22 protein-coding genes are annotated in these 23,463 nt (G+C 72.2%); 14 read left to right on the forward strand and 8 right to left on the reverse strand.

Annotated features, from left to right (window positions below):
- Window positions 1-2: 2 nt before the first annotated feature.
- Window positions 3-395: an ASCH domain-containing protein gene (locus O3S82_RS11745; RefSeq protein ID WP_269302989.1), complete on the forward strand. Its 393-nt coding sequence runs from the start codon at window positions 3-5 to the stop codon at window positions 393-395.
- Between the two features lie 105 nt (window positions 396-500).
- Here O3S82_RS11745 and O3S82_RS11750 read toward each other — a convergent pair whose 3' ends face one another.
- Window positions 501-1,319, reverse strand: a complete 819-nt coding sequence (locus tag O3S82_RS11750) for a nuclease-related domain-containing protein (RefSeq protein ID WP_269302991.1) — start codon at window positions 1,317-1,319, stop codon at window positions 501-503.
- Between the two features lie 98 nt (window positions 1,320-1,417).
- Window positions 1,418-2,101, reverse strand: a complete 684-nt coding sequence (locus O3S82_RS11755) for a hypothetical protein (protein WP_269302994.1) — start codon at window positions 2,099-2,101, stop codon at window positions 1,418-1,420.
- A gap of 155 nt (window positions 2,102-2,256) precedes the next feature.
- Between O3S82_RS11755 and O3S82_RS11760 the strand changes: the two genes are divergently transcribed.
- Entirely contained in the window at window positions 2,257-4,227 is a 1,971-nt protein-coding gene (locus O3S82_RS11760; RefSeq protein WP_269302995.1) for an ATP-binding protein, read from the forward strand.
- Complete coding sequence (locus tag O3S82_RS11765) at window positions 4,224-4,868, forward strand: response regulator transcription factor (protein ID WP_269302997.1); 645 nt, start codon at window positions 4,224-4,226, stop codon at window positions 4,866-4,868. Before O3S82_RS11760 ends, O3S82_RS11765 begins: the two co-directional genes overlap by 4 nt.
- 91 nt (window positions 4,869-4,959) lie before the next feature.
- On the opposite strand, the gene O3S82_RS11770 is transcribed toward O3S82_RS11765, so the two are convergent.
- Window positions 4,960-8,472: an SdrD B-like domain-containing protein gene (locus tag O3S82_RS11770; protein WP_269302999.1), complete on the reverse strand. Its 3,513-nt coding sequence runs from the start codon at window positions 8,470-8,472 to the stop codon at window positions 4,960-4,962.
- 215 nt (window positions 8,473-8,687) lie between these two features.
- Here O3S82_RS11770 and O3S82_RS11775 point away from each other — a divergent pair, with 215 nt between their 5' ends.
- Window positions 8,688-10,412, forward strand: a complete 1,725-nt coding sequence (locus O3S82_RS11775; RefSeq protein ID WP_269303000.1) for a sigma-70 family RNA polymerase sigma factor — start codon at window positions 8,688-8,690, stop codon at window positions 10,410-10,412.
- Window positions 10,413-10,433: 21 nt separating this feature from the next.
- Here O3S82_RS11775 and O3S82_RS11780 read toward each other — a convergent pair whose 3' ends face one another.
- Window positions 10,434-12,011, reverse strand: a complete 1,578-nt coding sequence (locus O3S82_RS11780) for an FMN-binding glutamate synthase family protein (protein WP_269303002.1) — start codon at window positions 12,009-12,011, stop codon at window positions 10,434-10,436.
- A 9-nt stretch (window positions 12,012-12,020) separates the two neighbouring features.
- Window positions 12,021-12,521 carry a winged helix-turn-helix transcriptional regulator gene (locus O3S82_RS11785; RefSeq protein ID WP_179423681.1) on the reverse strand — a complete coding sequence of 167 codons (501 nt, stop codon included), beginning with the start codon at window positions 12,519-12,521 and terminating at the stop codon, window positions 12,021-12,023.
- Window positions 12,522-12,575: 54 nt separating this feature from the next.
- Here O3S82_RS11785 and O3S82_RS11790 point away from each other — a divergent pair, with 54 nt between their 5' ends.
- Genes O3S82_RS11790 through O3S82_RS11805 form a run of 4 tightly spaced genes read left to right on the forward strand, consistent with a single transcriptional unit; the run spans window position 12,576 to window position 17,406 of the window.
- Window positions 12,576-13,937 carry an MFS transporter gene (locus O3S82_RS11790; protein WP_269303004.1) on the forward strand — a complete coding sequence of 454 codons (1,362 nt, stop codon included), beginning with the start codon at window positions 12,576-12,578 and terminating at the stop codon, window positions 13,935-13,937.
- Complete coding sequence (locus tag O3S82_RS11795) at window positions 13,934-14,713, forward strand: acyl-CoA thioesterase (RefSeq protein ID WP_269303006.1); 780 nt, start codon at window positions 13,934-13,936, stop codon at window positions 14,711-14,713. Before O3S82_RS11790 ends, O3S82_RS11795 begins: the two co-directional genes overlap by 4 nt.
- 28 nt (window positions 14,714-14,741) lie before the next feature.
- Entirely contained in the window at window positions 14,742-16,010 is a 1,269-nt protein-coding gene (locus O3S82_RS11800) for a hypothetical protein (protein ID WP_269303007.1), read from the forward strand.
- Window positions 16,011-16,041: 31 nt separating this feature from the next.
- The gene (locus tag O3S82_RS11805; protein WP_269303009.1) at window positions 16,042-17,406 is read left to right on the forward strand and encodes an NAD(P)-binding protein; all 1,365 of its coding nucleotides are present in this window, start codon (window positions 16,042-16,044) and stop codon (window positions 17,404-17,406) included.
- A 2-nt stretch (window positions 17,407-17,408) separates the two neighbouring features.
- Here O3S82_RS11805 and O3S82_RS11810 read toward each other — a convergent pair whose 3' ends face one another.
- Complete coding sequence (locus tag O3S82_RS11810; RefSeq protein ID WP_269303011.1) at window positions 17,409-17,978, reverse strand: NADPH-dependent FMN reductase; 570 nt, start codon at window positions 17,976-17,978, stop codon at window positions 17,409-17,411.
- Between the two features lie 121 nt (window positions 17,979-18,099).
- Between O3S82_RS11810 and O3S82_RS11815 the strand changes: the two genes are divergently transcribed.
- The gene (locus O3S82_RS11815; RefSeq protein WP_179423669.1) at window positions 18,100-18,441 is read left to right on the forward strand and encodes a YciI family protein; all 342 of its coding nucleotides are present in this window, start codon (window positions 18,100-18,102) and stop codon (window positions 18,439-18,441) included.
- On the opposite strand, the gene O3S82_RS11820 is transcribed toward O3S82_RS11815, so the two are convergent.
- A complete protein-coding gene (locus O3S82_RS11820) occupies window positions 18,422-19,600 on the reverse strand; it encodes a DUF6544 family protein (RefSeq protein WP_179423667.1) in 1,179 nt (392 codons plus the stop codon). The two genes, O3S82_RS11815 and O3S82_RS11820, sit on opposite strands and share 20 nt — an antisense overlap.
- 133 nt (window positions 19,601-19,733) lie before the next feature.
- Between O3S82_RS11820 and O3S82_RS11825 the strand changes: the two genes are divergently transcribed.
- The 4 genes from O3S82_RS11825 to O3S82_RS11840 all read left to right on the forward strand — a co-directional run bounded on the left by O3S82_RS11825 (window position 19,734) and on the right by O3S82_RS11840 (window position 22,333).
- Complete coding sequence (locus O3S82_RS11825; RefSeq protein ID WP_269303015.1) at window positions 19,734-20,576, forward strand: sigma-70 family RNA polymerase sigma factor; 843 nt, start codon at window positions 19,734-19,736, stop codon at window positions 20,574-20,576.
- Between the two features lie 64 nt (window positions 20,577-20,640).
- Complete coding sequence (locus O3S82_RS11830; RefSeq protein ID WP_179423665.1) at window positions 20,641-20,877, forward strand: DUF1059 domain-containing protein; 237 nt, start codon at window positions 20,641-20,643, stop codon at window positions 20,875-20,877.
- Between the two features lie 39 nt (window positions 20,878-20,916).
- Window positions 20,917-21,675, forward strand: a complete 759-nt coding sequence (locus O3S82_RS11835) for a glycoside hydrolase family 16 protein (RefSeq protein ID WP_269303019.1) — start codon at window positions 20,917-20,919, stop codon at window positions 21,673-21,675.
- 67 nt (window positions 21,676-21,742) lie between these two features.
- Window positions 21,743-22,333 (forward strand): hypothetical protein, encoded by a 591-nt coding sequence (locus O3S82_RS11840; protein ID WP_269303021.1) that lies wholly within the window; start codon window positions 21,743-21,745, stop codon window positions 22,331-22,333.
- A gap of 25 nt (window positions 22,334-22,358) precedes the next feature.
- On the opposite strand, the gene O3S82_RS11845 is transcribed toward O3S82_RS11840, so the two are convergent.
- The gene (locus O3S82_RS11845; protein ID WP_269303023.1) at window positions 22,359-22,964 is read right to left on the reverse strand and encodes a MerR family transcriptional regulator; all 606 of its coding nucleotides are present in this window, start codon (window positions 22,962-22,964) and stop codon (window positions 22,359-22,361) included.
- A gap of 77 nt (window positions 22,965-23,041) precedes the next feature.
- On the opposite strand from O3S82_RS11845, the gene O3S82_RS11850 reads away from it, so the two are divergent.
- The gene (locus O3S82_RS11850; RefSeq protein ID WP_269303025.1) at window positions 23,042-23,455 is read left to right on the forward strand and encodes a hypothetical protein; all 414 of its coding nucleotides are present in this window, start codon (window positions 23,042-23,044) and stop codon (window positions 23,453-23,455) included.
- The last annotated feature ends 8 nt before the right edge of the window (window positions 23,456-23,463 follow it).

A 23,463-nucleotide genomic window follows, 5' to 3' on the forward strand; every position in this document is an offset into this window, starting at 1 on the left:
CGATGACGTGGCCCCGGGTCGACGGCCTGCGCGGGCTCGAGCTCGGCTCCCCCGGCGAGCTGCGCGCCCGCCTGAACGGGCTCGTCCTGGCGGGTCAGAAGCGCGCCACCGCGGGCCTGTTGAGCGAGTACGACGAGGAGAGCGAGGATCTCGAGCACGTCGGCGAGCGACTGGCGCTACTCGACGACGACGGGAACCGCATCGGCACGGTCGAGGTCACGGATCTGACGATCCACCCCTTCCTCGAGATCCCGTGGGAGTTCGCCGCCGCCGAGGGCGAGGGCGACGCCGACCTCGACGAGTGGCGCACGGGCCACCGCCGCTTCTGGGCCGCCGCCGGCACACCCGTCGAGGACGACACCCTCATCGCGTGCATCCGGTTCACGCTGGTCTGACTCGGTCCCGCGCGTCCCGCGCGCGAGATGTGTAGCGGTATGCACCGAAATTTGGGGTTCGGGACCGAAACTCGGTGGATACCGCTACACATCCGGCGGACCGTGTCACGCCGGCGGGAGGGCGAGGCCGAGCTGCTGGTAGAGCTGTTCGATCCGAGACTCGACGAGCGGGCCCTCCTCGTCGAGGATCGCGTGAAGCCTGCGCGGCCAGACGACGTCGATCTCGCGGATGCGGAAGTCACCACCGAACACCGGCCACGACGCCTCGATGAAGCAGAGGACCCCACGCAGGGGGACGTCGGAGCCAACGATCTCGCGCAGGACGCCGAGCTGCTTCTCAACACCCTCCACCAATGGGGTTCGGTTGCGGCCACCGACGAACAGCCGCTCGGTGCGAGGTCGGACGACTCCACCCTCGACCCGTAGCACGGGCCGCTGGTCGACGTACCGCTTGGGGTCGATGACCCAGACCCCGGCTGGCGTGACGACGATGTGGTCGATGTTCGCCCGACTGCCCGGAATGCGACGGTCGTGCAGCACGCGCAGCCGATCCGACGCCTTCCGCTCGAGGGCTGCGCCCAGCTGCTCCTCGCCCGTGGCTCCGGTGGCCCAGGACTTGGTCGACCGTCGCTCACTTCCGAGGGCCAGACGGAGGCGCGCGGTCCTGGGATGCCGGTCGCGGATCGCCTGCTCGTCCTTGGCCCTGCGGCGCAGGTACTCGCGTCGCGCGGACGCGCCGGGCGTGCCCGGATCGACGACGGGCGGCTCGGCCGTCGTGTCCTCGCTGCAGTCGACACACCGCACCGTCTGCGATGCACGTTCGTAGACGGCCAGCGTCCTCGCCGCCAACTCGAGGCCACACAGGCGACAGGTCCCGGCATAGCGGAGCCGCATCTGCTTCTGAGGGGCGATCTCGGCGGTCATCCCGCGACTGTAGGCGCGGATCGGCGGCGCGTCCCACGAATCACCCCAGACAAACGAGACCGGCGCCCCGAGGGGCGCCGGTCCGGTGGGTGGTGCGTTCAGCGGTTGATCGGGCTGCGGCCGAAGGCGAGGCCGGCGAAGACGACGATCAGCCACAGGCCGCTCACGACGCCGGGGAATCCCGGGAGGCCGAAGGCGGCGACGGTGATGACGACCGGCAGGATCGGCAGGATGCTGAAGACGCCGATCCAGCGGGAGACGAGGCGCTCCTTGAGGGACATCCAGATCACGGCGGCCGCGGCGACGGTGACGCCGAGGTAGCCGATGTAGGCGCCGAAGTCATTCAGCACGAACAGGACGTAGAGACCCTCGGCGTCGAAGGCGCCCGCCTCGTTGCCGGTGTAGAGGCCGAACGCGCCGCGCCAGCCGTAGCCGAGCGACAGGGCGCCCGCCGCGGCGGTCAGCGCCAGCGGGACGACCCGCGCGGCCGTGCTGGCCAGCGCCCGCGGCTCGACGTGACGACGCCACGCAGCCGCGAGGAAGAGCAGCAGACCCACCGTCAGGTAGCCGACGATGACGCTGGCGTGCGCCTTGCCCGTGCTGACCTGCTCGACGACGGCCTGGCTGTACGGGGTGTCGATGTCCCAGCCCGACGGGTGGATGTCCAGCGCGAGCGTGGCGACGATGCTGCCGATGCCGGCGGCGACGCCCAGCAGCGGCCAGCGGCCTCGTCCGACGGTGGCGGGCTCGGCCTGCGGGTGGGGCGCGGTGGTGGCGGTCATGGTGGGTCCCTTTCTGGAGGATCACGGATCTGTTCTCGGTGACCCGAAGCTAGGTCGGGACGCGTCCCGGGCAGGAGGGACGAGGACCCCCGATCGCCCGGGATTCCTGCCCGGATCGGGCCCGGGCCACCGCCGCTGCGTGCCACGATGTGCTCGTGTCCCGCCTGACCGATCCGCAGCTGCGCCACCTGGCGGCCGCCTGCGTGGTCGTGTCGCTGGTGTGCTCGGCGGGCGCCGTCGCGCTGCACGTCGTCGCGCAGGCGCGCTCCCCCGAGGTCCCGGTCTTCGCGTGGTCGAACCTCGCGTTCGGCGCGACGTGGCCCCTCGCCGGGCTCGTCGTCGTGCGCGCCCAGCCCCGCAACCGCTGCGGCTGGCTGCTCGTGGGCACGGCGTGGATCTCGGTCTACCAGCTGCTCGGCGAGTACAGCATCTGGAACGCCTACGTCTCCGAGCTGCCGTTCGCCGCGTTCACCGACTGGACGTCGATGTGGGGCTTCGCGGCCTACGTCCTGGTGCTGCCCCTCGTGCCGCTGCTGTTCCCCGACGGAAGACTCCCCTCGCCGCGCTGGCGGCCGTTCGCCTGGTCGATCGTCGTCGCTGCGGCGGCCGTCGCGGTCTGCCGCATGCTGGTCCCCGGCCGCAGCGACATCGACCCGAACGTCTACAGCCCGCTCGACCTCCCCGTCCCCGACGCGCTCAACTACGTCGTCCTGATCTCGGCGATCTACTGCAACCTCGTGGGCATCCCGGTGGCCATCGTCGCGGTGCTGCGACGCATCCGCCGGTCGGTCGGCGTCGAGCGGACGCAGCTGCAGTGGCTCGCGCTCGGCGGCGTCTTCGTCCTGGTGTCGCTGCTGCTCTCGGCCGTGCCCGACACCCACCCCGCCGTGTTCGCGATCGGTCTGCTGGGCGTGCCCTTCGCCATCGCCGTCGCGATCGTGCGGCACCGGCTGTTCGACATCGACGTCGTCCTCGGCCGGTCGCTGGTGTTCGTCGTCGTGCTCGCGGTCGTGATGGCGTGTGGTGCCTGGCTGCTGCTGCGGCTGGACCCGGAGGTCGCCGGGACGCGCCGCGGCATCTTCCTCATCGCGGCCCTCGCGGTGGCGGCGGTGCTGCTGCGGGCGGCCGCGCAGCACGGGGTGGACCGCTGGCTGTTCCCCGAGCGCGAGAGCTCGCGCCTGCTCGGCCGCCGCATCGCCGCGGCCATGTCGGGCTCGACCGAGCCGCGCGAGGCCCTGCGCGAGCTGGTCGCGGCCGTGCGCACCACGATGCGTCTGCCGTACGTCGGCTTCAGCGGGCCCGGCCTCGCCTCGGTCGAGAGCGGCCGACGGCCCGAGCACGTCGTGGCCCTCGACGCCGTCACGATGGGGCGCGAGGTCGGCCTGCTCGAGATCGGCCCACGCCGCGAGGGCGAGGGCTTCACGCGCCAGGAGCGCCAGGTGCTCGACGAGTCGGCGGCCCAGGCAGGGATGCTCGCGTACGCGGCCGGACTCGTGGCCGACGTGCAGCGCAGCCGCGCCTCGATCGTCGGCGCGCGCGAGGAGGAGCGCCGCCGCCTCCGCAACGACCTGCACGACGGCGTCGGGCCCTCCCTCGCGGCCATCGCCCTGCAGGCCGACGTGCTGGCCCACCAGCTCTCCGACAGCGACCACGGCGAGCACGCGGTGCTGATCCGCGACCGCCTGCGCGAGACCGTGGCCGACGTCCGCTCGGTCTCGCACGGCCTGCGCCCGCCGATCCTCGACCAGGTCGGGCTCGAGGAGTCGCTGCGCCAGCTCGTCGCCGGCATCGAGCCGATCGTCGGCGAGGCCGACGTCGACGACCTGGGCGACCTGCCCGCGGCGGTCGAGGTGGCGGCCTACGCCATCGCGGCCGAGGCCGTGACGAACGCGGTGAAGCACAGCGCCGCCTCGCGCGTGCGCCTCGAGGCCCGTCGAGGCGACGGCGTCCACGTGACGGTCGCCGACAACGGCCGCGGGCTGCCCGCCCACCCGCGCGCCGGCGTGGGCCTGACGAGCATGCGCCAGCGCGCCGCCGAGCTCGAGGGAACGATCGAGCACCGCCCCACCCCCGGCGGCGGCACCACCGTGCACCTCTCGATCCCGCTGCCCGAGGAGCGCCCATGACCACCGTCCTCGTCGTCGACGACCACGAGCTCTTCCGCGCCGGGATGCTGGCCGTCCTCGGCAGCCTGCCCGGGATCGAGGTCGCGGGCGAGGCCGCCACCGGCGAGGAGGCGCTCGAGTCCGTGGCGCGGCTGCGGCCCGACGTGGTGCTGATGGACCTGCGGATGCCCGGCATCGGCGGCCTCGCCGCCACCGGGCGGATCACCGAGCGGCACCCGGACACCAAGGTCGTGGTGCTGACCATGAACGAGGACCCCGACTCGGTCTTCGCCGCCCTGCGCGCCGGCGCCCGCGGCTACCTGCTGAAGGAGTCGGGTGCCGACGACGTCCACCGGGTCGTCGAGGGCGTGATGCGCGGAGAGGCCGTGTTCGGCCCGAAGGTGGCCGAGCACGTGGTGCGGTTCTTCGCCGGAGGCGGGAGCGCACCGGCGACGTCGGCGTTCCCGCACCTCACCACCCGTGAGCGGGAGGTCCTCGACCTGATGGCGCGCGGACTCGACAACGCCAGCATCGCCCGACAGCTGTTCCTCTCGGAGAAGACCGTGCGCAACCGGGTCAGCGACATCCTCGCGAAGCTCCAGGCCGGCACCCGCGCCGAGGCCGTGGCCCGGGCGCGCGACGCCGGCATCGGCGAGGACTGACCGCCGCGGAACGCAACGGTGCCCCGGCCTCTCGGCCGGGGCACCGTCACTTCCCCAATTCCCCCCTCACGCGACCGGCGCTACTCGCCCCTCACAGCGTCCCGCACCGTCCGCGCCACACCAGCGCTCCACCCGCGCCGAGCAGCGCGAGCATGAGCGCGACGAGCCCGAGGCCGAGGTCGGCGCCGGTGCGGGGCAGCTGCCCGTCCGACTCCTCGGCGTTCGGCTCGCTGGCGTCCGGTCCCCCAGAACCGGACTCGTCGGTGACCGGAGTGTCCTCGCCCTCCGGGTCCTGCTCTCCCCCGGTGCCGCTCTCGACCGGCTCCGGCTTCACGACGACGCCGGCGTCCCACGTCGGGTCGATGCCCTGTGTGGCCGCGATCTCGCGGTGCTCGTAGTCGCCCGTGAGCGCCGTGTTCGAGTCGTCGAGGACGATCTCGATCGTGAGCCCGTCCGCGGGGTTCGCGTCCGAGTCCGCGGCGTCGTCGTCACCGGCGTCGCGCTTGGTGAACTCGTACGTCCGCTGCTGCTCGGGCGTCAGCGTGAACCGCACCCGGTAGGTGCCCGCGGGCAGCTCGTCGAACGCGTACCGGCCGTCACGGTCGGTCGTGGTCGTCGCCAGGACGGTGCCGTCCGTGTCGAGCAGCTCGACCTTCACGCCGGGCAGCGACTCTTCACCGGGGCCCTGGACGCCGTCCTTGTCGGTGTCGATCCAGACCCGGTCGCCGATCGCGTAGGTCTTCGTCACGAAGCCGAAGTCCAGCGTCGGGTCGCGGTCGCCGTCCTCGTGCAGCTCGCCGGGAACCGTGGTGGCCTCCCAGGTCGACGAGTCGAGCACGCGGTCGCCCATGCCGGGACGCGTCGGGACGTACGGTCGCAGCGCCTCGGCGGACTCCTCGCGGTCGATCCGGACGGTGTACGTCTGGTCGCCCGTCAGCGCCGGGAGGTGGTCGAACGTGTACCGGCCGTCGGCGTCGGTCGTGACCGGACGCACGGGCTGGCCGAACACGTCCACCACGGGCTCGCCGTCGGGACCGACCAGCTCGAGCACGACGCCCTCGATGCCGGGCTCTCCCTCGCCCTGGCGGCCGTCGCGGTCCTCGTCCACCCAGACGAAGTCGCCGACCGACACCGAGCGCACCGGCACGATCTCCGCGGACGTGTCACCGATCCGGTTGACGATCGGGGCCGACGCGTCGGTGACCTTCACGGCCACGTAGGCCGCGAGCGTGCCGCCCGCCTGCAGGCGGGTGCCGTCCTTCTGCTTGATCGTCACGGTGCCCGCGTCGTGCGAGGCGACGAGGTTGCCACCGATGTCGACCGGTCCCGCGCTCGCGCCGGCGGCCGTGGCCTTGTCGTCCTCGTCGACGAAGCCGAGGAACTCGACCGCGTCGGGCAGGACGTCGACGACCGGCAGGATCGCGACCTGGTCGTAGCTGCCGTGCGGGATGAACTCGATGCGGTAGACGTACTCGTCCTGCACGAGCGAGCCCGCGCCGTCCATCTGCGCCGAGAGGGACGCGACCCACTCCTGCTTCACGGTGTCCCAGACCCGCTTGCGGACCTCGGCCTCGTCGCCGTACGACGTGGCCTCGCTGACGGTCTCGGACCAGTGGAGGGGCTTGTCGTCGAGGCCCAGGAGCGTGGCCTTGTTCTTGATCGTCTTCGTCTCCTTGCCCTCGAACGCCTTCGTGGTCAGCGCGATCGTGACCTGGAAGCGCTTGTCGGCCCCACGCGAGGTGACGATGGCGTCGCCCGCGGCGTTGAGCTCGATGACGAGGTCGCCGTCGGCGCTCTTGCGCAGGTCGAAGTGGGAGGCGTTCAGCGCGACGCCGTCGTAGCTGCCGGAGACGCTCACGCTGGAGAGGTCGCCCAGGTCGTAGACGTCGGCGTCCACGTGGTCGACGATCCGGCTCTCGCGCACGTCGATGCCCTTGCCTGCGGCGACGGTGAACGTGTAGTCGACGGTCACGGACTCGCCCGGGTCGACGGCCTTCTGGCGCGGCGCGCCGGTCTTGCTGAAGACGCTCGGGTCGTTGATCCCGCCGGTGGTGTCGGGCAGGACGACCACCGTGACGTCGCGGGTCGACGTGTGCGGGTTGCCGTCGCGGTAGTGGAAGTCCGCGACGTTGCGCCAGCGGAACGGGGTCGCGTCCTTGATGGTCGTGCTGCCCGCGACGGTCAGTCCGTCCACGGAGTTCAGCTGCGCCTTGACCGCGATGGACGCGTTCGTCGTCGTGTCCTTGCCGACGTTGACCAGCAGGCGCTGGCCGTCCACGCAGTACTGGCCGACGAACTCGTTGTCCGCGAACGCGGCGGGGGTGGCGGGGCAGGTCTCGGCCTTCGTCAGCGTGATGCCGGTGGCGGTGATGAAGTCACCGGCGTCGGTGCGCCACGCGGCCTGGGCGGGGAGCGTGTCGCTGATGACGACGTTGCGCGCGAGCACCTTGTTCGGGTTGCTGCCGTCCCAGCCGCGCAGGTCGGCCTTCAGCGTGTAGGTGATCTCGGCCGGCGGCTCGAGGTTCCCGGACTCGTCCTTGACCACGTTCTTCGCGCTCCAGTCCGCGGTCTTGCCGAAGAGCGAGCCCACGTTCGGACCGGGGTTCGGGTTGGCCACCGTGTGGCGCAGGCGGACGCCCGTCTGGCGCTCGACCGTGGCCGAGCCGAAGGTGGCCGTGTTCGTCAGCACGGTCTCGAACTGGCCGTAGCCATCGGTGAGCCGGTCGAGCTGCGCCTGCAGGAGTGCCTCGATCGCGGCCACGTCGGTGACCCGGGCCTTGTAGGTGATCGCGAGGATCGACGGTCCGGGCACGTCCACGGTGCCGGCGAAGGTCTGTCCCGAGACGGTGGGCGCGAACGCGAAGGGACCGGTCCTCTTGTTGAGTCCGTCCTCGTCCCAGCTCGTGATCTCGCCGGCGAACGAGCCGGCGACGTAGCCGAGGCCGGCGGGGAGACGGTCGGCGATCTCGAAGTCGTCGCGTGCCTCGGGCGAGTTCACCCGCAGCGTGTAGGTGAGGTCCTGGTCGACGATCTCCGGCTTCAGCCTCACGGTGCCGTCGACGACGGTCACGAAGCTGTCGAGGTTGCCGGGGGTCACGCCCTTGGAGAAGCCCTCCGTGACGTTCGCGAACTCGTCGCCGCGGTCGCGGATGATGACGTCGATCGAGCTCTCCTCGCCGTCGACCTTCCACACGATCTTCTCGGTGGAGCTGCCGTCGACCTCGTCGACCGTCAGCTTCAGGTCGAAGACGCCCTGGTTGACGCCCGTCGGCCACGGGTCCTTGAAGGTGATGGCCACCGAGTTGCCGTCCTGCGTCACGGACTCGATCGCCGTGTTCGCCGACGGGACTCCGGTGAGCTGGACGTTCGTGCCGAGGTCGAACTCGACCGTCGAGCCGGGGGTGACGTCGGTGTTGTACTGCACGCGCAGCGTCAGCACGTCGCCCTCGGTGACCACGTCCGTGCCGTGGTAGGTCGCGCCGTTCAGCAGCAGGCTGGAGGTGATCCCGGAGGTCGCGGCGATCGCAGGCAGCGCCAGCGCGGTAAGCAGCAGCGCCAGCGCCGCCACGACCGCGGCCCTTACGGCCGGCAGGGTTCGTCTCATCGGTGTCTCGTCCTTCGTGGTGAGGCGTGCATCCGCGGAGTCCGCGAACGCTGGTTACGCCTACTGGAGTGACGAGCCCGGAAATCTCGCGCGAAAACCGCGCGGATGTGGGCCTGTTCACATCGGGGCGAAACGAGACCTTTGTTCCGCATGGTGAAGTAACGTGACGCGCGAACGGGAGGAGAGCGGGGTCGACGGGACCCGCTCACGAGGCGATGACGGAACTGGAGACGCACGCCGCGATCCCTGACGCCGAGCTGGTGGCAGGGGTGCGGTCCGGCGACGATCAGTCGATGGCGGAGCTCTACGCACGCCACCACCCCGACGCCCTGCGCGTCGCCCGCATCGTCAGCCGCGACACCGACGCCGACGACCTCGCCGCCGAGGCCTTCGCCCGCGTGGTCACCCGGATCGCCGACGGCGGCGGCCCCACCAGCGGGTTCCGCGCCTACCTGCACACCGTCATCCGCAACCTCAACCTCGAGCGCCGTCGCCGGGCCGGCCGCGAGCAGGCCGCGTCCGACAAGCCGTGGCTGCTGGACTCCGTGGACGAGACGGAGCCCGGGCCCTTCGAGGCCGAGGTCGATGCCGACCGCGCCGCCCGCGCCCTGCGCTCGCTGCCCGAGACCTGGCAGAAGCTGCTGTGGCGCCTCGACGTCCAGGGCAGCAAGCCGGCCGAGGTTGCGCGCGAGCTCGAGGTGCCCGTCACCACCGTGTCCAGCACGGTCTACCGCGCCCGCGAGGGCCTGCGCGTGGCGTACCTCGAGCAGCACGTGCCGCCCGCCGACGACGACCGGTGCGAGTGGACGCGGGCCCGGCTCAGCCGGCTCGCCCGCGGCAGCCTCACCTCGCGCCTCACCGCCAAGGTCCACCAGCACCTGAGCGAGTGCGCCGACTGCTCCGCCCTCTACGACGACCTGCACCGCCTCAACACGAAGCTGGGCGCCGTCGTCTGGCCGCTCGTGCTCGCGGGCGGCGTGTCCGCCGGCGCGTTCCCGTGGTCGGCCCCGGCGACAGGTGTCGTCACCCCCCACGGCTCGGGTTCGTCGGGCTCGGGCGGTGGCGGGGCGTCCGGTGGCGCCGGCTCGGCCGGCGCGGCGGGTTCGGCCGCGGCCTCCGGAGGCGTCCTCGCGGCCGTGCCCGCGATCGCCGTGGCCGTGGGAGTCGTCGCCGCCGTGGCCGCGGGGGTGGTCCACCTCGCGAACGACCGTGCGGAGCTGCCCGTCGACGTGGCCGCTCCCCTGCTCGCGCCCGCCGTGGAGGCCGACCCCCTGCCGGCGGAGACTCCCGCGCCCGACGACGCGGCGACGCTGCTGTCCTCGCCCCTGATCGTGACCGATGCGCCCACCGACCCGGCGCCCACGGACGTGACGCCGGTCGACGACCCTCCGCCGGCGCCCACGCCCACACCCGACCCGGAGCCCGTCACCGACCCGGATCCGACGCCGACCCCGACACCCACGCCCACCCCGGAGCCCACCCCCGAGCCGACCCCGGAGCCCACTCCCGAGCCGACCCCGGAACCGACTCCCGAGCCGACGCCGGAGCCTCAGCCGGAGCCGGTGGACCTCGGCGTCGGCGACCCGACGCTCGTCCAGACCGGCGACGAGACGTCCTGGGAGCTGACCGTGCCGATCCTCGCGACGGAGGGCGCCGCCGCGGCGCCGTTCACCCTCGCGGTCGACCTCACCATGAACCAGGTCACGGGATTCGTCGCGCGGCGCTCCCCCGGGTGGGACTGCGGGCCGATCGAGGCCGGCGACTCGAGCGGCAACCCGTACTTCTTCCTCCAGGTGCGCTGCCAGTACGCCTACCAGCCCGGCCAGGACGTGACGCCACTGCAGCTGGCGTTGATGGCCGTGTCGCCGTCGGGGACCGTCACCGTCTCGGGCGAGGGCAACGCCGATCCTGACTCGTCGTCGAACACGCGCACCTTCTGACCGCGGCCCGGACGGCGGCGCTCAGCGCTTCCCGTCCTCGTCGTCGTGCTGTCCCTCGCCGAGCGACGCCATGACGTCGAGCAGCTCGTCCTGGAGGCCCTGGCCCAGCTCGCCCCAGCCGGGCTCGTAGCCGTAGAGCTCGCGCAGGGACTCGGCCGAGCGCTGCCCGTCGAGGATGTCGATGTCGTCGGCGTTCATGAGGCCGGGGTGCACGACGCCGACCGCCTCGGAGACCTTCAGCAGGTCGCGCCGCAGCGACAGGACGTAGTTCGCCAGCCGCTCCTTCTTCAGCGTGGGGTCGAGGCCGCGCGTGTACCGCGGATTCTGCGTCGCGACGCCCACCGGGCAGTGGTCGGTGTGGCACTTCTGCGCCTGGATGCAGCCGATGGAGAGCATGGCCTCACGGCCGACGTTGACCATGTCCGCGCCGAGCGCGAACGCGACCAGCGCGTTCTCGGTGAGGCCCAGCTTCCCGGCGCCGATGAACGTGAGGTCATCGGTCAGCCCGGCCTCGGCGAAGCGCTTGTAGACCTCGGTGAACGCGATGCGGAACGGGTAGGCCACCGAGTCGGCGAAGATCATCGGCGCCGCGCCCGTGCCGCCCTCGCCGCCGTCGACGTTCACGAAGTCGACGCCGCGCTGCCGCGGCTCCATCCGCTCGACGAGCTCGTCCCAGAACGTCATGTTGCCCACGGCGGACTTGATGCCGACCGGCAGCCCGGTGGCGTCGGCGACGGTCTCGACGAAGTCCAGCATCGAGTCGACGTCGTCGAAGGCGGTGTGGCGGCTGGGCGAGGCGCAGTCGACGCCCTCGGGGATGCCGCGGATGCCGGCGATCGTGCGGTCGACCTTCGCCGCCGGCAGCATGCCGCCGAGGCCGGGCTTCGCGCCCTGCGACAGCTTGATCTCGATGGCGCGCACGGGCGCGGACTGCACGAGGTCGACGAGGCGTCCGAGGTCGAAGCGGCCCTGCTCGTCGCGGCAGCCGAAGTAGGCGGTGCCGATCTGGAACACCAGGTCGCCGCCCTGCCGGTGGGCCGGCGCGATCGAGCCCTCCCCCGTGTTCTGCAGGCAGTCGGCGATCGCGGCGCCCGCGTTGAGCGCCGTGATGGCCGGCGCGGACAGCGCCCCGAAGCTCATGCCCGAGATGTTCACGACCGACGCCGGACGGAACGCGTGGCGCCGTCCGCGCGGACCTCCGAGCACCTTCGCCGAGGGCAGCGGCATCCCCTCGCCGCCGTGCGGGGCGGTGGTCGCCCCGGGGCCGGTGAACGTGCGGTGCTTGATGATCGGGTAGCCGACCACGCGCTCCACGTCGTTGTCCGTGCCGAACCCGAAGTAGTTGTTCTCGCCCTTCGCGCTGGCGTAGACCCAGCGCCGCTGGTCGCGCGAGAACGGGCGCTCCTCGTCGTTGCTCGTGACGATGTACTGGCGCAGCTCGGGACCGACCGTCTCGACCCAGTAGCGGAAGTGGCCGATGACCGGGAAGTTCCGCAGGATCGCGTGCTTCTTCTGCGTGAGGTCGTAGGCGACGACGCCTCCGAGCGCCGCGGCCGCCATGCCGGCGAGCTTCGCGCCCGCGCGAGTGCCTGGTTCCATCCCTCAGGTCTAGCCCCGTGGGACCCCGCTGTCGACTCGAGGCTCGGGGAGAAGTCCGCCGCCGGGGGCGCCGGGCCCGTGACGCAGCTCGAGGTCACGCCCGCGCAGGCGCTCGCCGCAGTGCGAGCAGGTCAGCTCGGCGTGCGCGACGTGCTCGCAGGAGGTGTGCACGAGCTCCACCGGAGCACCGTCGGGCGCGAGCCACTTGTCGCCCCACTGGCGCAGCATCGTGAGGGCGGTCCACAGCTCGCGGCCCTTCGGGGTCAGCACGTACTCGGACCGAGGCGGCCGCTGCGAGTACTCGACCTCCTCCAGCACGCCGTGCTCGACGAGGGTCTGCAGGCGGGCCGACAGGACGTTGCGCGCGATCCCGAGGCGCGACTGGAACTGCTCGAAGCGGGTCACACCCATGAGGGCGTCGCGCAGGATCAGAGGCGTCCACCACTCGCCGATCACCTCGAGGCTCTGGGCGATCGAACAGTTCATGTCGGAGAAGCTGCTGCGGCGCATGCCCCCAGCGTAGTCAGTTGCACCATGCAACGCACTAGGCCTAGTGTGCGTTTCGTGACGCAACTGACAGAACGTCCCACCTCGCCCCGCCTCGTCATGGCGGTCGTCGCGGTCGGCGTCCTCCTCTCCGGCTTCGACCTGTTCATCGTCAACGTCGCCCTCGGGGACATCGCGGTCGCGCTCGGCGTGAGCGACCTCGCCGACCTGTCGTGGATCCTCAACGCGTACGCGATCACCTTCGCCGCGCTGCTGGTGCCGGCCGGGCGGATCAGCGACCGCATCGGCGCCAAGCGCGGCTTCCTCGGTGGGCTGCTGCTGTTCACGGCCGCCTCCGCGGCCTGCGCCTTCGCCCCCGGCCTCGCCGGACTCGTCGCCTTCCGCGTCGTCCAGGCGGCCGGCGCGGCGCTGATGATCCCCTCGTCGCTGGGGCTCGTCCTCACCGCGTTCCCGCCCGAGGGCCGCCAGGGCGCCGTGCGACTGTGGGCCGGACTCGGCGGCATCGGCGCCGCCCTCGGACCCGTCGTCGGTGGCGTCCTGGTGCACGCCGACTGGCGGTGGGTCTTCCTCGTCAACATCCCCACCGGCCTCGTGGCGGCGTTCGTCGGCTGGCGCGTGCTGCCCGACGCACCGGGCGACCGGGGCCGGGCGCCCGGACTCGTCGGCGCGCTGCTCCTGACCGTCACCGTCGCGGCGCTCGTCCTCGTCCTGGTCAACGGGCCGGAGTGGGGCTGGACGTCAGGTCGCACCCTGGCGTTCGCCGCCGTCACGGTCGTCGGGCTCGCCCTCAACGTGGCCGCGGTGACCCGCGCGGCCGACCCGCTCGTCAGCCTCGACGTCCTGCGGGCGCCGCACTTCGCGTCGACGAGCCTCACCCTGCTCACGTTCCACGTCGCGTTCGGCGCGATGCTGCTGTCGATCGTGCTGTGGCTGCAGGAGGTCTGGGAGCTCTCGGCACTCGAGGCCGGCCTCGCGATCGCGCCGGGACCGCTGCTCGTGCCGTTCGTCGCGGTGTACGGGGGCCGGCTCGTGGCGGCGATCGGCCCGCGCGCCGTCATCGCGCTCGGCGGCGCGGTCTTCGCGGCGGGCGTGGCTTCGTGGGCGGTCCTCGCCGGCGCCTCCACCTCGTACGCCGCGACCGTCCTGCCCGGCATGCTGCTGACCGGCGTCGGCGTCGGCCTCGTCGTCCCGCCCTCGATGGCGCTCGGGACCAGCGAGCTGCCGCCCGACCGTCGTGGCACCGGCTCGGCCATCCTGCAGACCGCCCGACAGGTCGGCATCGCCGTCGGCGTGGCGGTGCTGGTCGCCGTCCTCGGGGCGCAGTCCCCCGGCGCGGAGGCGTTCGAGGCCGCGTGGTGGGCGACGGCGGTCTTCGCGCTCGCGTCCTCCGTCACCGTGATGGCAAGGGAGCCCCGATGACCATCACGACCTCGCCCGGCATCGCCGACGTGCTCTCGGGGGACGACCTCGACCTGCGGCCGTTCCACGGGTTCGGCGGACTCCAGGGCGGCATCGTCGCCGCCATCGCGCTGCGCGAGATGCGTGCCGTCGCCGGTCCGGGCCTCGTCCCGGTCGAGCTGACCGCGCACCTCGTCCGTCCTGTCGACGCGCGCCTCGGCGTGGCAGCCGAGGTGACGCACCGCGGCCGCGCCGTGACCGTCGTGTCGGCCACGGCCTCCTCCGGCTCACGCACGGCCGCCGTGGCCACCGCCGTAATGGGCTCGACGCACCGCGCCGGCGTGCCCACGACCCGCGTGCAGGCACCCGCGGTCGACCACCCGCTCGCCACCGCGCGCCCGTTCGTCGTGCCGCCCGAGTTCGTGCCGATCAGCACGCGCATCGAGATCCGTCCGGCCACCGATCCACTGCCGTTCTCGGCCTCGCCCGAGCCGAATCTGCGCGCGTGGATCCGGCTCGCGGAGGAGGTCGCGGACCCGTGGGAGCGCCTGCTCGTGCTGGCCGACGCACTCGCCCCGTCGCTCTCGGCGGTGATGACCGAGCTGCGCACGATGCCCACCGTGCGCACGACGGTGCGGTTCACGCCCGAGGTCGCCACGGAGGAGTTCTCGTGGGTGCTCGTCGACGCCGTGACCGTGGACGCCAGCGATGACGGCTGGCTCACCGAGAACATCACGATCTGGACGCCCGACGGGACTCCCCTGGCCACGTCGTCGCAGCTGCGGGCGGTCCGCTGAGAGCCCGTCCGGCACTAGGCTCGCGGGCGTGGCTACTCCCTCCTCCCTCGGCTTCGCGGCCGCGATCGGCGGTCTCGCCGGTGCCGCCCTGTCGGCCCGCCGCGGGGCGCGCTCGGTGGCGCTGTCCGCCCTCGCCGGGGCCGCCGGGCTCGTCGCGTCGGAGGCCGTCGCCCGCGCGCGCCAGCAGCCCGACGAGATCCCCGGGCTCTGGCACCGCATCGTCGTGAGCGGTGCGCTGGCCGCGCCGCTCGGCTGGGCGGCCGAGCGGGCCGGTGCCGGTCCCGGCGCGATCGGCACGGCCGCGGGCGCCGCGGTGGGCGCGCTCGGCGTGCGACCGCAGAAGGTCCTCATGGGTCCGGTGGTCGGCGCGGGCGTCGGACTGGTCCTGAGGCGTGCGGGGTCGCCCGGTGCCGTGGTCGCCACGACCGTCGTCGTCGCCCAGCGCTGCCTCGCCAATCTGCTCTTCCGCGACGCGCAGGTGACCTTGCTGGCCGAGCGCGCGCGCACCGCCGACCTGCCGTTCGTGGTCGCCCGCCGGTCGCGCTCGCGCTACATCGGCACGGGCTACGTGCGCGAGCTGGCCGAGGAGCTCGGCGGGACGTACACCGCGGATCGTCGCGACACCGGCATCGTGGCGAGCCTCGACACCTTGGCCGGCCCCGGGTTCGACCCGGCCGTCGTCCACCCGCTGGTGCGCGAGTTCTACGAGCACACCACGGACTTCGCGCTCGACATCGTGCCCCGGTGGCGGGCCTGGGTCCGGCCCGGCTACCTCCTGTACCGGTCCGCCGTGGCGCAACCGCTCGGCCAGGCGATCATGCCGATGAACCAGCGCGAGGCGCAGCGCGGCGTCCGCAGCCGGATCGACACGATCAGCGGCGTCGACGGCGCCGTGTCCGTGCGCGGCTGGATCCGATCGTTCGCCGATGACGACCGGCCGATCATGCTCGGGATCTACACGACCTACGTCCACGACGGTCGCGGCTACGTCAGCGTGGGGTTCCCCCTGCCGGAGGGCAGCTTCACCGCCACCCTGCGCCCGAGGGCGCGACGCGACGGCGGCCTCACCCTGAGCAGCCGCGTCAAGGACGGCCAGGCCGGGCACTACCTCTCCTACGTCGACACCGAGGCGGACGAGCTGACCACCCTCGCCGTGCCGGGCTTCGAGGAGCAGCTCGACGTGTTCGTCGAGGACGGCGCCCTGCGCGCCGAGCACGCCTTCCGGGTCTTCGGCTTCCCGTTCCTCACGCTCGACTACCGCATCACGCGAAAGAACCCCGCTCCGAGCGGCCATTGACCGAGGCCCGGACGAGGCGCACCGTGGAGGCGTGGCTCGCACGCTCGAGGCCGACTACCTCGTGGTGGGCGCCGGCGCCATGGGGATGGCCTTCACCGACGCCCTGGTCGACCACGCCGACGCCCGGGTCGCCCTCGTCGACCGCCGTCACGGCGTCGGCGGGCACTGGCTCGAGGCCTACCCGTTCGTCCGCCTGCACCAGGCCTCCGCGTTCTACGGCGTCGCGTCGACGCTGCTCGGCGGCGGGCAGCTGCAGCAGCACGGACCCGAGGCCGGCCTCCAGGAGCGCGCCACACGGACCGAGATCTGCCGGTACTACGAGCAGGTCCTCGCCCGGCTGCTGGAGACGGGACGGGTCGAGCTGATCACCAGCAGCGAGTACGCCGACGGCGCCGTGGTCTCGCGCGTCTCGGGACGACGCACCGAGGTGCCGGGCGGCTGCCGGGTCGTCGACGCCCGCTACCTCGCGCCGAGCATCCCCGCCGAGACGCCACCACCCTTCGAGGTCCTCGACGGCGTTCGAGTCGTGCCGGTCAACGCGCTCCCCCGCCTGGAGGACGTGCCCGACGAGCTCGTCGTGGTGGGAGCGGGCAAGACCGCCACGGATGCCTGCATCTGGCTGCTCGCGCAGGGCGTCGATCCCGACCGGATCACGTGGGTGCGTGCCCGCGAGCCCTGGATGTTCAACCGTGCCGTGATCCAGCCGGACCCGGCGATCTTCCTGGGCATGGTGGCCGACCTGATGGAGTCGGCACGGGTGGCCGAGTCCCTCGACGACCTCTTCCTGAGGCTCGAGGATCACGGCATCATGCTGCGAATCGACCGCTCGAGAGTGCCGACGATGGCGAAGGCACCGACGCTGGCCACGTGGGAGCTCGAGCAGCTGCGCACCGTGGAGAACGTGGTCCGTCACGGTCACCTCGTGGCGGTCGCGCCCGGCGAGCTGAGGTTCGCCGACGCCACGGTCGCGGTGGAACGTGACGCCCTCGTCGTGCACTGCGCCGCGGACGGCCTGAAGTACCCGCCGCTCGTGCCCATCTGGGGCCCGCGCGCGATCACCCTCCAGCCCATCCGGGCCGGCTTCCCGTGCTTCGGCGCCGCCCTCGCGGGCTACGTGGAGGCGACCCGCGACGACGACGCGGAGAAGAACCGCCTGTGCCCGCCCACGCCGTACGGCGACTCGCTCGCCGCGTGGGTGCGGATGACCGTCCTGGGCACGCGCGCCGCCGCGTCGGCGACCTCCGCCCCCGACGTGAAGGCGTGGGCGAACGACGTACCGCTGAACCCGACGCGGATCCCCGCCGGGTACCCCGCCTCACCCGCTCTCGACGACGCGCGGGAGCGGATCGCGACGCACACCGTGCCGGCCATCGAGCGGCTGCTGCAGCTGGCCTGACGCTACGAGCGCGGCAGCACCGTCAGCACGCGCGCGACGTGGTCGGCGAACTCCTGCATGAAGTCCTTCAGGAACGCCGCCGTGGACTCGCTCGTCACCTCGCCATCGTCCTGGATGAGCCCCGGCGGAGCGGTGATGTACGCCTCCGGCGCGGTCATCTGACGGGCGTTGCAGAAGCTCAGCACCGAGCGCAGGCTCTGCTGGCCCACGGCCGTGCCGATCTGGCCCGGCGAGGCGCCGATGACCGCGGCCGGCACGTGGTCGAACGAGTTCTGGCCCCAGGGCCGCGAGGCCCAGTCGATGGCGTTCTTGAGCGCGCCGGGGATCGAGCGGTTGTACTCCGGCGACACGAACAGCACGGCATCCGAGGAGGCGATGGCGTCCTTGAGCGCCTGGGGCTCCGGCGGGTACGCGCTGTCGAAGTCGGGACTGTAGAGCGGAAGGTTGCCGATCGGCAGCTCGGTGAACTCCAGGCTCTCCGGCGCGAGCCGGATGAGCGCCCGGCTCAGCGCCCGGTTGAGCGAGGTCGAGGAGAGGCTGCCGACGAAGTAGCCGACGCGGTACTGGGACATGGATCCTCCTGCGGGCTTTTCCTCAGGCTCGCACGCGCGACACGCTTCCGACACCCCGGAAGCCCGCCGCGGGTCCACAATGGCCAGTAAGGCCCCCGAGGCTGCCGAAAGGAAGCGTGAGATGACGAAGTATCTGATCTCGTTCACCGAAGGCGCGATGGACGTGTCCGAGGAGGAGCTGCCGGAGGTGGTCCGCGCCGCCCACGCGGTGGTCGCCGAGGCCAAGGACGCGGGCGTGTGGATCCTGGGCGGGGGGCTGAGGCATCACGACGAGACGACCATCGTCACGCCCGAGCGCAAGATCATCGACGGCCCCGAGCCCGGGGTCAACGGAGCGATCGCCGGGTTCGCCCTGATCCAGGTGCCCACCTACGAGGAGGCCCTGGAGTGGGCCGCGGAGTTCGCGGCCGCGTGCCGCTGCGACCAGGAGGTCCGCGAGTTCCTCACCGAGTCGCATCGCTAGGCGTCGACGCGCGCGTGCGGAGCCGAGGCTCGCCGGTGCGGTGCATCTCGCCGACGTCGTGCGTGATGTCGTCGAACTCGATCTCGACGTAGGTGAACCAGCCCTTCGGGTCCTGCCAGCGGCCGACCCCCGAGGTGATGACGTGGCGCCCGTCGGCCGCCGTGTGGCCCGCGAGCGGGGTCGACCAGGCCTGGCGGTCGAACGACCTCCCGTCGGCCGAGGCGCGGAACCGGTCGTGCGAGACGAAGTTGACGAGGCGGTCGCCGTCGAAGGTGAGAGTCGCCTCGACCTTCCGGCCTCCGTTCGTGAACACGCCGCGGACCTGCCGGTCGTCGAGCGCCGTCCACTCGATCGGCGCGCCGACGATCGCCCCGGGGGCCAGCACGACGAGGTCGTTGAAGACCGTTACGGTCTCGCCCTGGTCCATCTCGGGTCCGGCCGCGTCGACGACCGTGGACACCGAGAGCACCTTCGCGCACATCGAGGCGGTGGCGCCGGCGTACGCGTGCAGCACCAGCACGGGCAGCCCGGCGCGGCTCGTCTCCAGCAGGAAGAACCGCCGCGGGTCGGCGCCGAACGTGTTGACCTGCTTGCCCGTGATCGACATCCACGCGGCGTCGGGGCCACTGCGGATCCGGCCGTGGAAGTCGGCGCGGACGCTCGTGGGCCGCGGCCGGCCGACCGCGCCCGACGCCCGGACATAGGCCGCGATCCGTGCCGGGAGGTCGCGCAGGTCCTCCTCGGTCACGACCCGCGCGTCCGTCCCGACCGCCTCGAGCGCGTCGTCGACGTGTCGGTGCCACTGCGCGTGCAGGCTGAAGGGCCCGCGCAGCAGGAACGAGTAGACGGCGACCAACAGCAGGAAGACGTTCACGACCGTCCCGCCGCTCGACACGTCCCACGAGGTGAGGATCGCGGCCTGCGAGACGAGCGCCGCGACCACGGCGAGCAGCCACCAGCCGACCACCCGTCCGAGGGCGGCGAACAGTGCGGTGACGAGCAGCAGGATCGCCGCGGCGAGCCACAGCAGGCCGAGCCCGTTCGACGGCTCCAGGGTCGGGTCGTCGGCCCAGCCGAACCGCTCGGCGGCGCCCAGGAGATGGATCAGGCCGTGCACGGTCACGATGATCACCACGGCCCAGCGAAGGAGATTCGTCATCGTGATCAGCTCCTGCTCCCACTGTGCTCCCGAACGGGCTCACTCGCACATGGTCCGCGCGGATGACCGATTCCCCGGTTGTCACACTCGGGCCGCGCCGAACGTCGAGGGAGTGACCGACGAACGTGGAAGGGTGATCACCGTGGACCAGGACGAGCAGTTCGAGGCGGAGCGACCGCGGCTCGTGTCGATCGCGAGCCGCGTGCTCGGGGACCCGGCCGAGGCGGAGGACATCGTGCAGCAGGCGTGGCTGCGACTGCACGGGACCGAGACCGAGATCGACAACCTGCCGGCCTGGCTGACCACGGTCACCACGCGGCTGTGCCTCGACCGGCTCCGGTCCCGCACGCCGCAGCCGGTGGACGACCTCGACCCCGGCGAGACCGTGGACGACCCCGCCGACGACGTGGCGCTGGCCGACACGGTCGGCATCGCGCTGAGCGTCGTTCTCGACCGGCTGACGCCGGGCGAGCGCGTCGCGTTCGTGCTGCACGACTCGTTCGGCTTCGAGTTCCCCACGATCGCGCAGCTGCTCGACACGACGCCGGCCGCGGCGCGCAAGCTCGCCTCGCGGGCCCGCGCGAAGGTCCGGCAGCCGGCGGCCGAGGACGCCCTCGCCGACTGGGAGGTCGTTGACGCGTTCATGGCGGCGGCGAAGAACGGCGAGTTCGACCGGCTGCTGCAGCTGCTGGCTCCCGACGCCGTCGTCACGGCGGACGACGCGGCGATCCTCGTCGGCACCCCCGAGCGGATCGAGGGACGCGGCGACGTGGCGGCGTTCTTCAACGGCAGCGCCCACGCAGCGCTCCCCGTGTTCGTCGAGGACCGGCCCGGCACCGCTTGGTTCCACCTCGGCGATGCGAAGGTCGTCTTCGACTTCACCGTGGCCGACGGCCTCGTGCGGGGCATCACGTTCCGCGCCGCACCCGAGGTGCTCGAGCAGGTCGTGCGCCGCGACGGCGCCGATCCGCGCTGAGTGGTCACACTCGCGCCCTCCCGATCGTCAGACGAGTAGAAGAACCGCTTCGAAGGAGAACACCATGAAGACCATGACGTGCCGCGAGCTCGGCGGCCCCTGCGACCTCGAGCACCGCGGCGAGACGGCCGACGACGTCATCCAGGCCCAGGACAAGCACCTCAAGGACGCCGAGAAGTCCGGCGACGCCATCCACCAGGCAGCGCGCGACGCCATGAAGGGTCGCTGGCGCCACCCCAAGAAGTCCCTCGGCTGGTACAACGACATGAAGAAGGCGTTCGCCGACAAGCCCGAGGACTGACCGCACGGCTTCTCGGCGTCTCCCGGGGCACCATGAGTCATGGCCACGCGCTTCGACGACCACTTCGACGGTCCGGACCTCGACCGCTCGGTGTGGCTGCCGCACTATCTCCCGGCGTGGAGCTCCCTCGACGCCACCGCGGCGGACTACTCGGTCACCGATTCCTGCCTGACCCTGAGGATCGGCCCGGACCAGGGCCTCTGGTGCGAGGGCGACCACGAGCCGCCGCTGCGAGTGTCCGGCGTGCAGAGCGGCAACCACTCCGGTCCGGTCGGCAGCACGCGGGGCCAGCAGCCGTTCCTCCCAGGCCAGCAGGTCCGGGAGGAGCAGGCCGAGCTCTGGGGCTGGACCCCGCGGCTGACCGGACTCGAGATCACCGCGCGCATGAACCTCTCCCCTCGCTCGATGGCGTCGTGCTGGCTGGTGGGTCGCGAGGTCGACCCGCGGGAGTGCGCCGAGATCTGCGTGTTCGAGGTCTTCGGCGACACGATCGTCGCCGGCGAGTCGGCTGAGGTCGGCGCCGGACTCCACGCGTTCCGCGACCCGGTAGCCCCCGAGGACTTCGCCACCTCACGGGTGCCGATCGACGTGAGCCGCTTCCACACCTACGGCCTGGAATGGACGCCCGACGAGGTCAGCTTCTCGGTCGACGGTCGCCTCCTGCGCACCTGCCCGACCCCGCCGCGCTACCCGATGCAGGTCATGCTCGCGGTGTTCGACTTCCCCGAGCGCGGCGGCCCCGATGAGGCCGCCCACGTGCCCAACCTCGTCGTCGACCGCATCCGTGAGACCCCGTGAGAGATCCCTCCGTACCGACGCGACCGAACTGCTGGCGAGCGGGTTCGTGCAGGTCTACCGTGGCCTGATGCGCCGTACTTGGGGGATCCTGCTGCTCGTCCTCGCGCTGAGCGCGACCGCCGCGCCCGCCGTGGCGCAGACGAAGACCACGAGGGACCCCCGCGGCGGCGGATCGAGCCTGCTCGACATCCACCGCGTGAAGGTCACGAACAACGCCAAGGGCGTGCGGATCACGGTCACGATCGACCCTGTCGACTGGGTGACCTCCAGTCCACTGGGCGACTTCCGGATGCTCATCGACACCAAGAAGGGCGGCGGCGCCGAGTTCGCGGAGGCCTTCGGGATGCCGGGCGACGGCGGGTTCTCCGCGCGCCACGGCTCGAAGCGGTTCAAGAAGAGCTGGCGCACCTACCCGTCGGTGGGCCGGTGCGGCAGGACCGTCGCCGAGAGCTGGGACGTCCAGAAGGGCGTCATCACCGTCCACATCCGCCCGAAGAAGGGCTGCCTGTACCACCCGAAGCTAGTCCGTGTGAACCTCCGCACGCAGCAGAGCGGCTACTACGAGGGCACCACGTTCCATCCCAACGACCCGCCGCTCGTCGACCACCTGCCGGCCAGCGGCGCGTACACCCCGTGGGTCCGTTACACCCGGAGGTGACCGCGCGGGACTGCACCGTCCCGGACTAGCCGCGGCCCGAGACGACCTCGTGAGCCATGCGTCGCAGCGTGGTGAGCACGGGCTCGTAGAGCAGCGTGCCGACCACCAGCCGCTCGGCCGCGACGATCGGGTCGGTCTCGGCCACGACGCGTGGGACGTCGACGGCGGCCACGGACTCGGCCGCCCGGAGGTAGGCGTCGAGGACCTCGTCCGTGGCCGGGAAGTCGAGCTGCTCCAGCGTGTCGAGGGCGGCGGCGAGCGTGCGGCGGTGAGGGCTCTGCGCCTCCAGGTGCCAGTCATGCCGCGCGAGGAGGGCGTCGACCTGCTCGCGCGAGTCGTCCGAGGGGTTCTCGGCGACGGGCGTCGAGAGCGGCCACTGGGCGATCCCGCGGGCCTCGTGCTCGGAGACCGACGCGTCGAGCGCCGCGACGACCGCCCGCACCTCGTCGAGGGCAAGTCCGGCGACCTCCGTCAGGGCGCGGACCAGCCGCAGCCGGCGCAGGTGCGACTCGTCGTAGCGGGCCCACGTGGCGCCCTCGGTCTCGCCCGGAGGGACCAGGCCGGCGCGCAGGTAGTACTTGATCGTCGCGGTCGACAGGCCGCTGCGGGCGGAGAGCTCGGCGAGGCGCATGGGGACATCTTGACAGATCGGATAGTCCAGGTCTCCAATAAATGGGATAGTTCCACTATCCGAACATTGGAGCCCCCATGGAATCCCTGCTCTCCGACGACTCGCGGCAGCTCGCCGGCATCCTCTTCCTCGCGCTCGTCACGGTGGAGACCGGCGGCCTGTACATGGTGCGCATCGTCACCGGCCGCGAGGACGTCACTGCCTTCCAGGAGAAGTTCGCCCGGGCCGGTCACGCCCACGCCGGCGTCCTGCTCGTCCTCGCCCTGGTCTGCCAGCCGTTCGTCGACGCCACCACACTCACCGGGATCTGGGAGTGGCTCGCCCGCACAGGCGTCGCGGTCTCGGCCCTGCTCATGCCGGGCGGCTTCTTCTTCGCCTCGATGGGCCGGGGACGCACGCGGCCGAACGCGCTGATCGCGCTCGTCTTCGGCGGTGCCGCGCTGCTGGCCGTCAGCCTCACGACCCTCGGCATCGGCCTGCTCACGGCGTGACGGGGCGC

The sequence above is a fragment of the Aeromicrobium sp. HA genome, assembly GCF_027171405.1.
Taxonomy (GTDB): Bacteria; Actinomycetota; Actinomycetes; order Propionibacteriales; family Nocardioidaceae; genus Aeromicrobium; species Aeromicrobium tamlense.

Excerpts from the sequence above, each read along its gene's own strand:
- O3S82_RS11745 (WP_269302989.1), top strand. The coding sequence starts at position 3 with ATGACGTGGCCCCGGGTCGACGGCCTGCGCGGGCTCGAGCTCGGCTCC.
- O3S82_RS11750 (WP_269302991.1), bottom strand. The coding sequence starts at position 1,319 with ATGACCGCCGAGATCGCCCCTCAGAAGCAGATGCGGCTCCGCTATGCC.
- O3S82_RS11755 (WP_269302994.1), bottom strand. The coding sequence starts at position 2,101 with ATGACCGCCACCACCGCGCCCCACCCGCAGGCCGAGCCCGCCACCGTC.
- O3S82_RS11765 (WP_269302997.1), top strand. The coding sequence starts at position 4,224 with ATGACCACCGTCCTCGTCGTCGACGACCACGAGCTCTTCCGCGCCGGG.
- O3S82_RS11770 (WP_269302999.1), bottom strand. The coding sequence starts at position 8,472 with ATGAGACGAACCCTGCCGGCCGTAAGGGCCGCGGTCGTGGCGGCGCTG.
- O3S82_RS11775 (WP_269303000.1), top strand. The coding sequence starts at position 8,688 with ATGACGGAACTGGAGACGCACGCCGCGATCCCTGACGCCGAGCTGGTG.
- O3S82_RS11780 (WP_269303002.1), bottom strand. The coding sequence starts at position 12,011 with ATGGAACCAGGCACTCGCGCGGGCGCGAAGCTCGCCGGCATGGCGGCC.
- O3S82_RS11785 (WP_179423681.1), bottom strand. The coding sequence starts at position 12,521 with ATGCGCCGCAGCAGCTTCTCCGACATGAACTGTTCGATCGCCCAGAGC.
- O3S82_RS11795 (WP_269303006.1), top strand. The coding sequence starts at position 13,934 with ATGACCATCACGACCTCGCCCGGCATCGCCGACGTGCTCTCGGGGGAC.
- O3S82_RS11810 (WP_269303011.1), bottom strand. The coding sequence starts at position 17,978 with ATGTCCCAGTACCGCGTCGGCTACTTCGTCGGCAGCCTCTCCTCGACC.
- O3S82_RS11815 (WP_179423669.1), top strand. The coding sequence starts at position 18,100 with ATGACGAAGTATCTGATCTCGTTCACCGAAGGCGCGATGGACGTGTCC.
- O3S82_RS11820 (WP_179423667.1), bottom strand. The coding sequence starts at position 19,600 with ATGACGAATCTCCTTCGCTGGGCCGTGGTGATCATCGTGACCGTGCAC.
- O3S82_RS11830 (WP_179423665.1), top strand. The coding sequence starts at position 20,641 with ATGAAGACCATGACGTGCCGCGAGCTCGGCGGCCCCTGCGACCTCGAG.
- O3S82_RS11835 (WP_269303019.1), top strand. The coding sequence starts at position 20,917 with ATGGCCACGCGCTTCGACGACCACTTCGACGGTCCGGACCTCGACCGC.
- O3S82_RS11840 (WP_269303021.1), top strand. The coding sequence starts at position 21,743 with ATGCGCCGTACTTGGGGGATCCTGCTGCTCGTCCTCGCGCTGAGCGCG.
- O3S82_RS11845 (WP_269303023.1), bottom strand. The coding sequence starts at position 22,964 with ATGCGCCTCGCCGAGCTCTCCGCCCGCAGCGGCCTGTCGACCGCGACG.
- O3S82_RS11850 (WP_269303025.1), top strand. The coding sequence starts at position 23,042 with ATGGAATCCCTGCTCTCCGACGACTCGCGGCAGCTCGCCGGCATCCTC.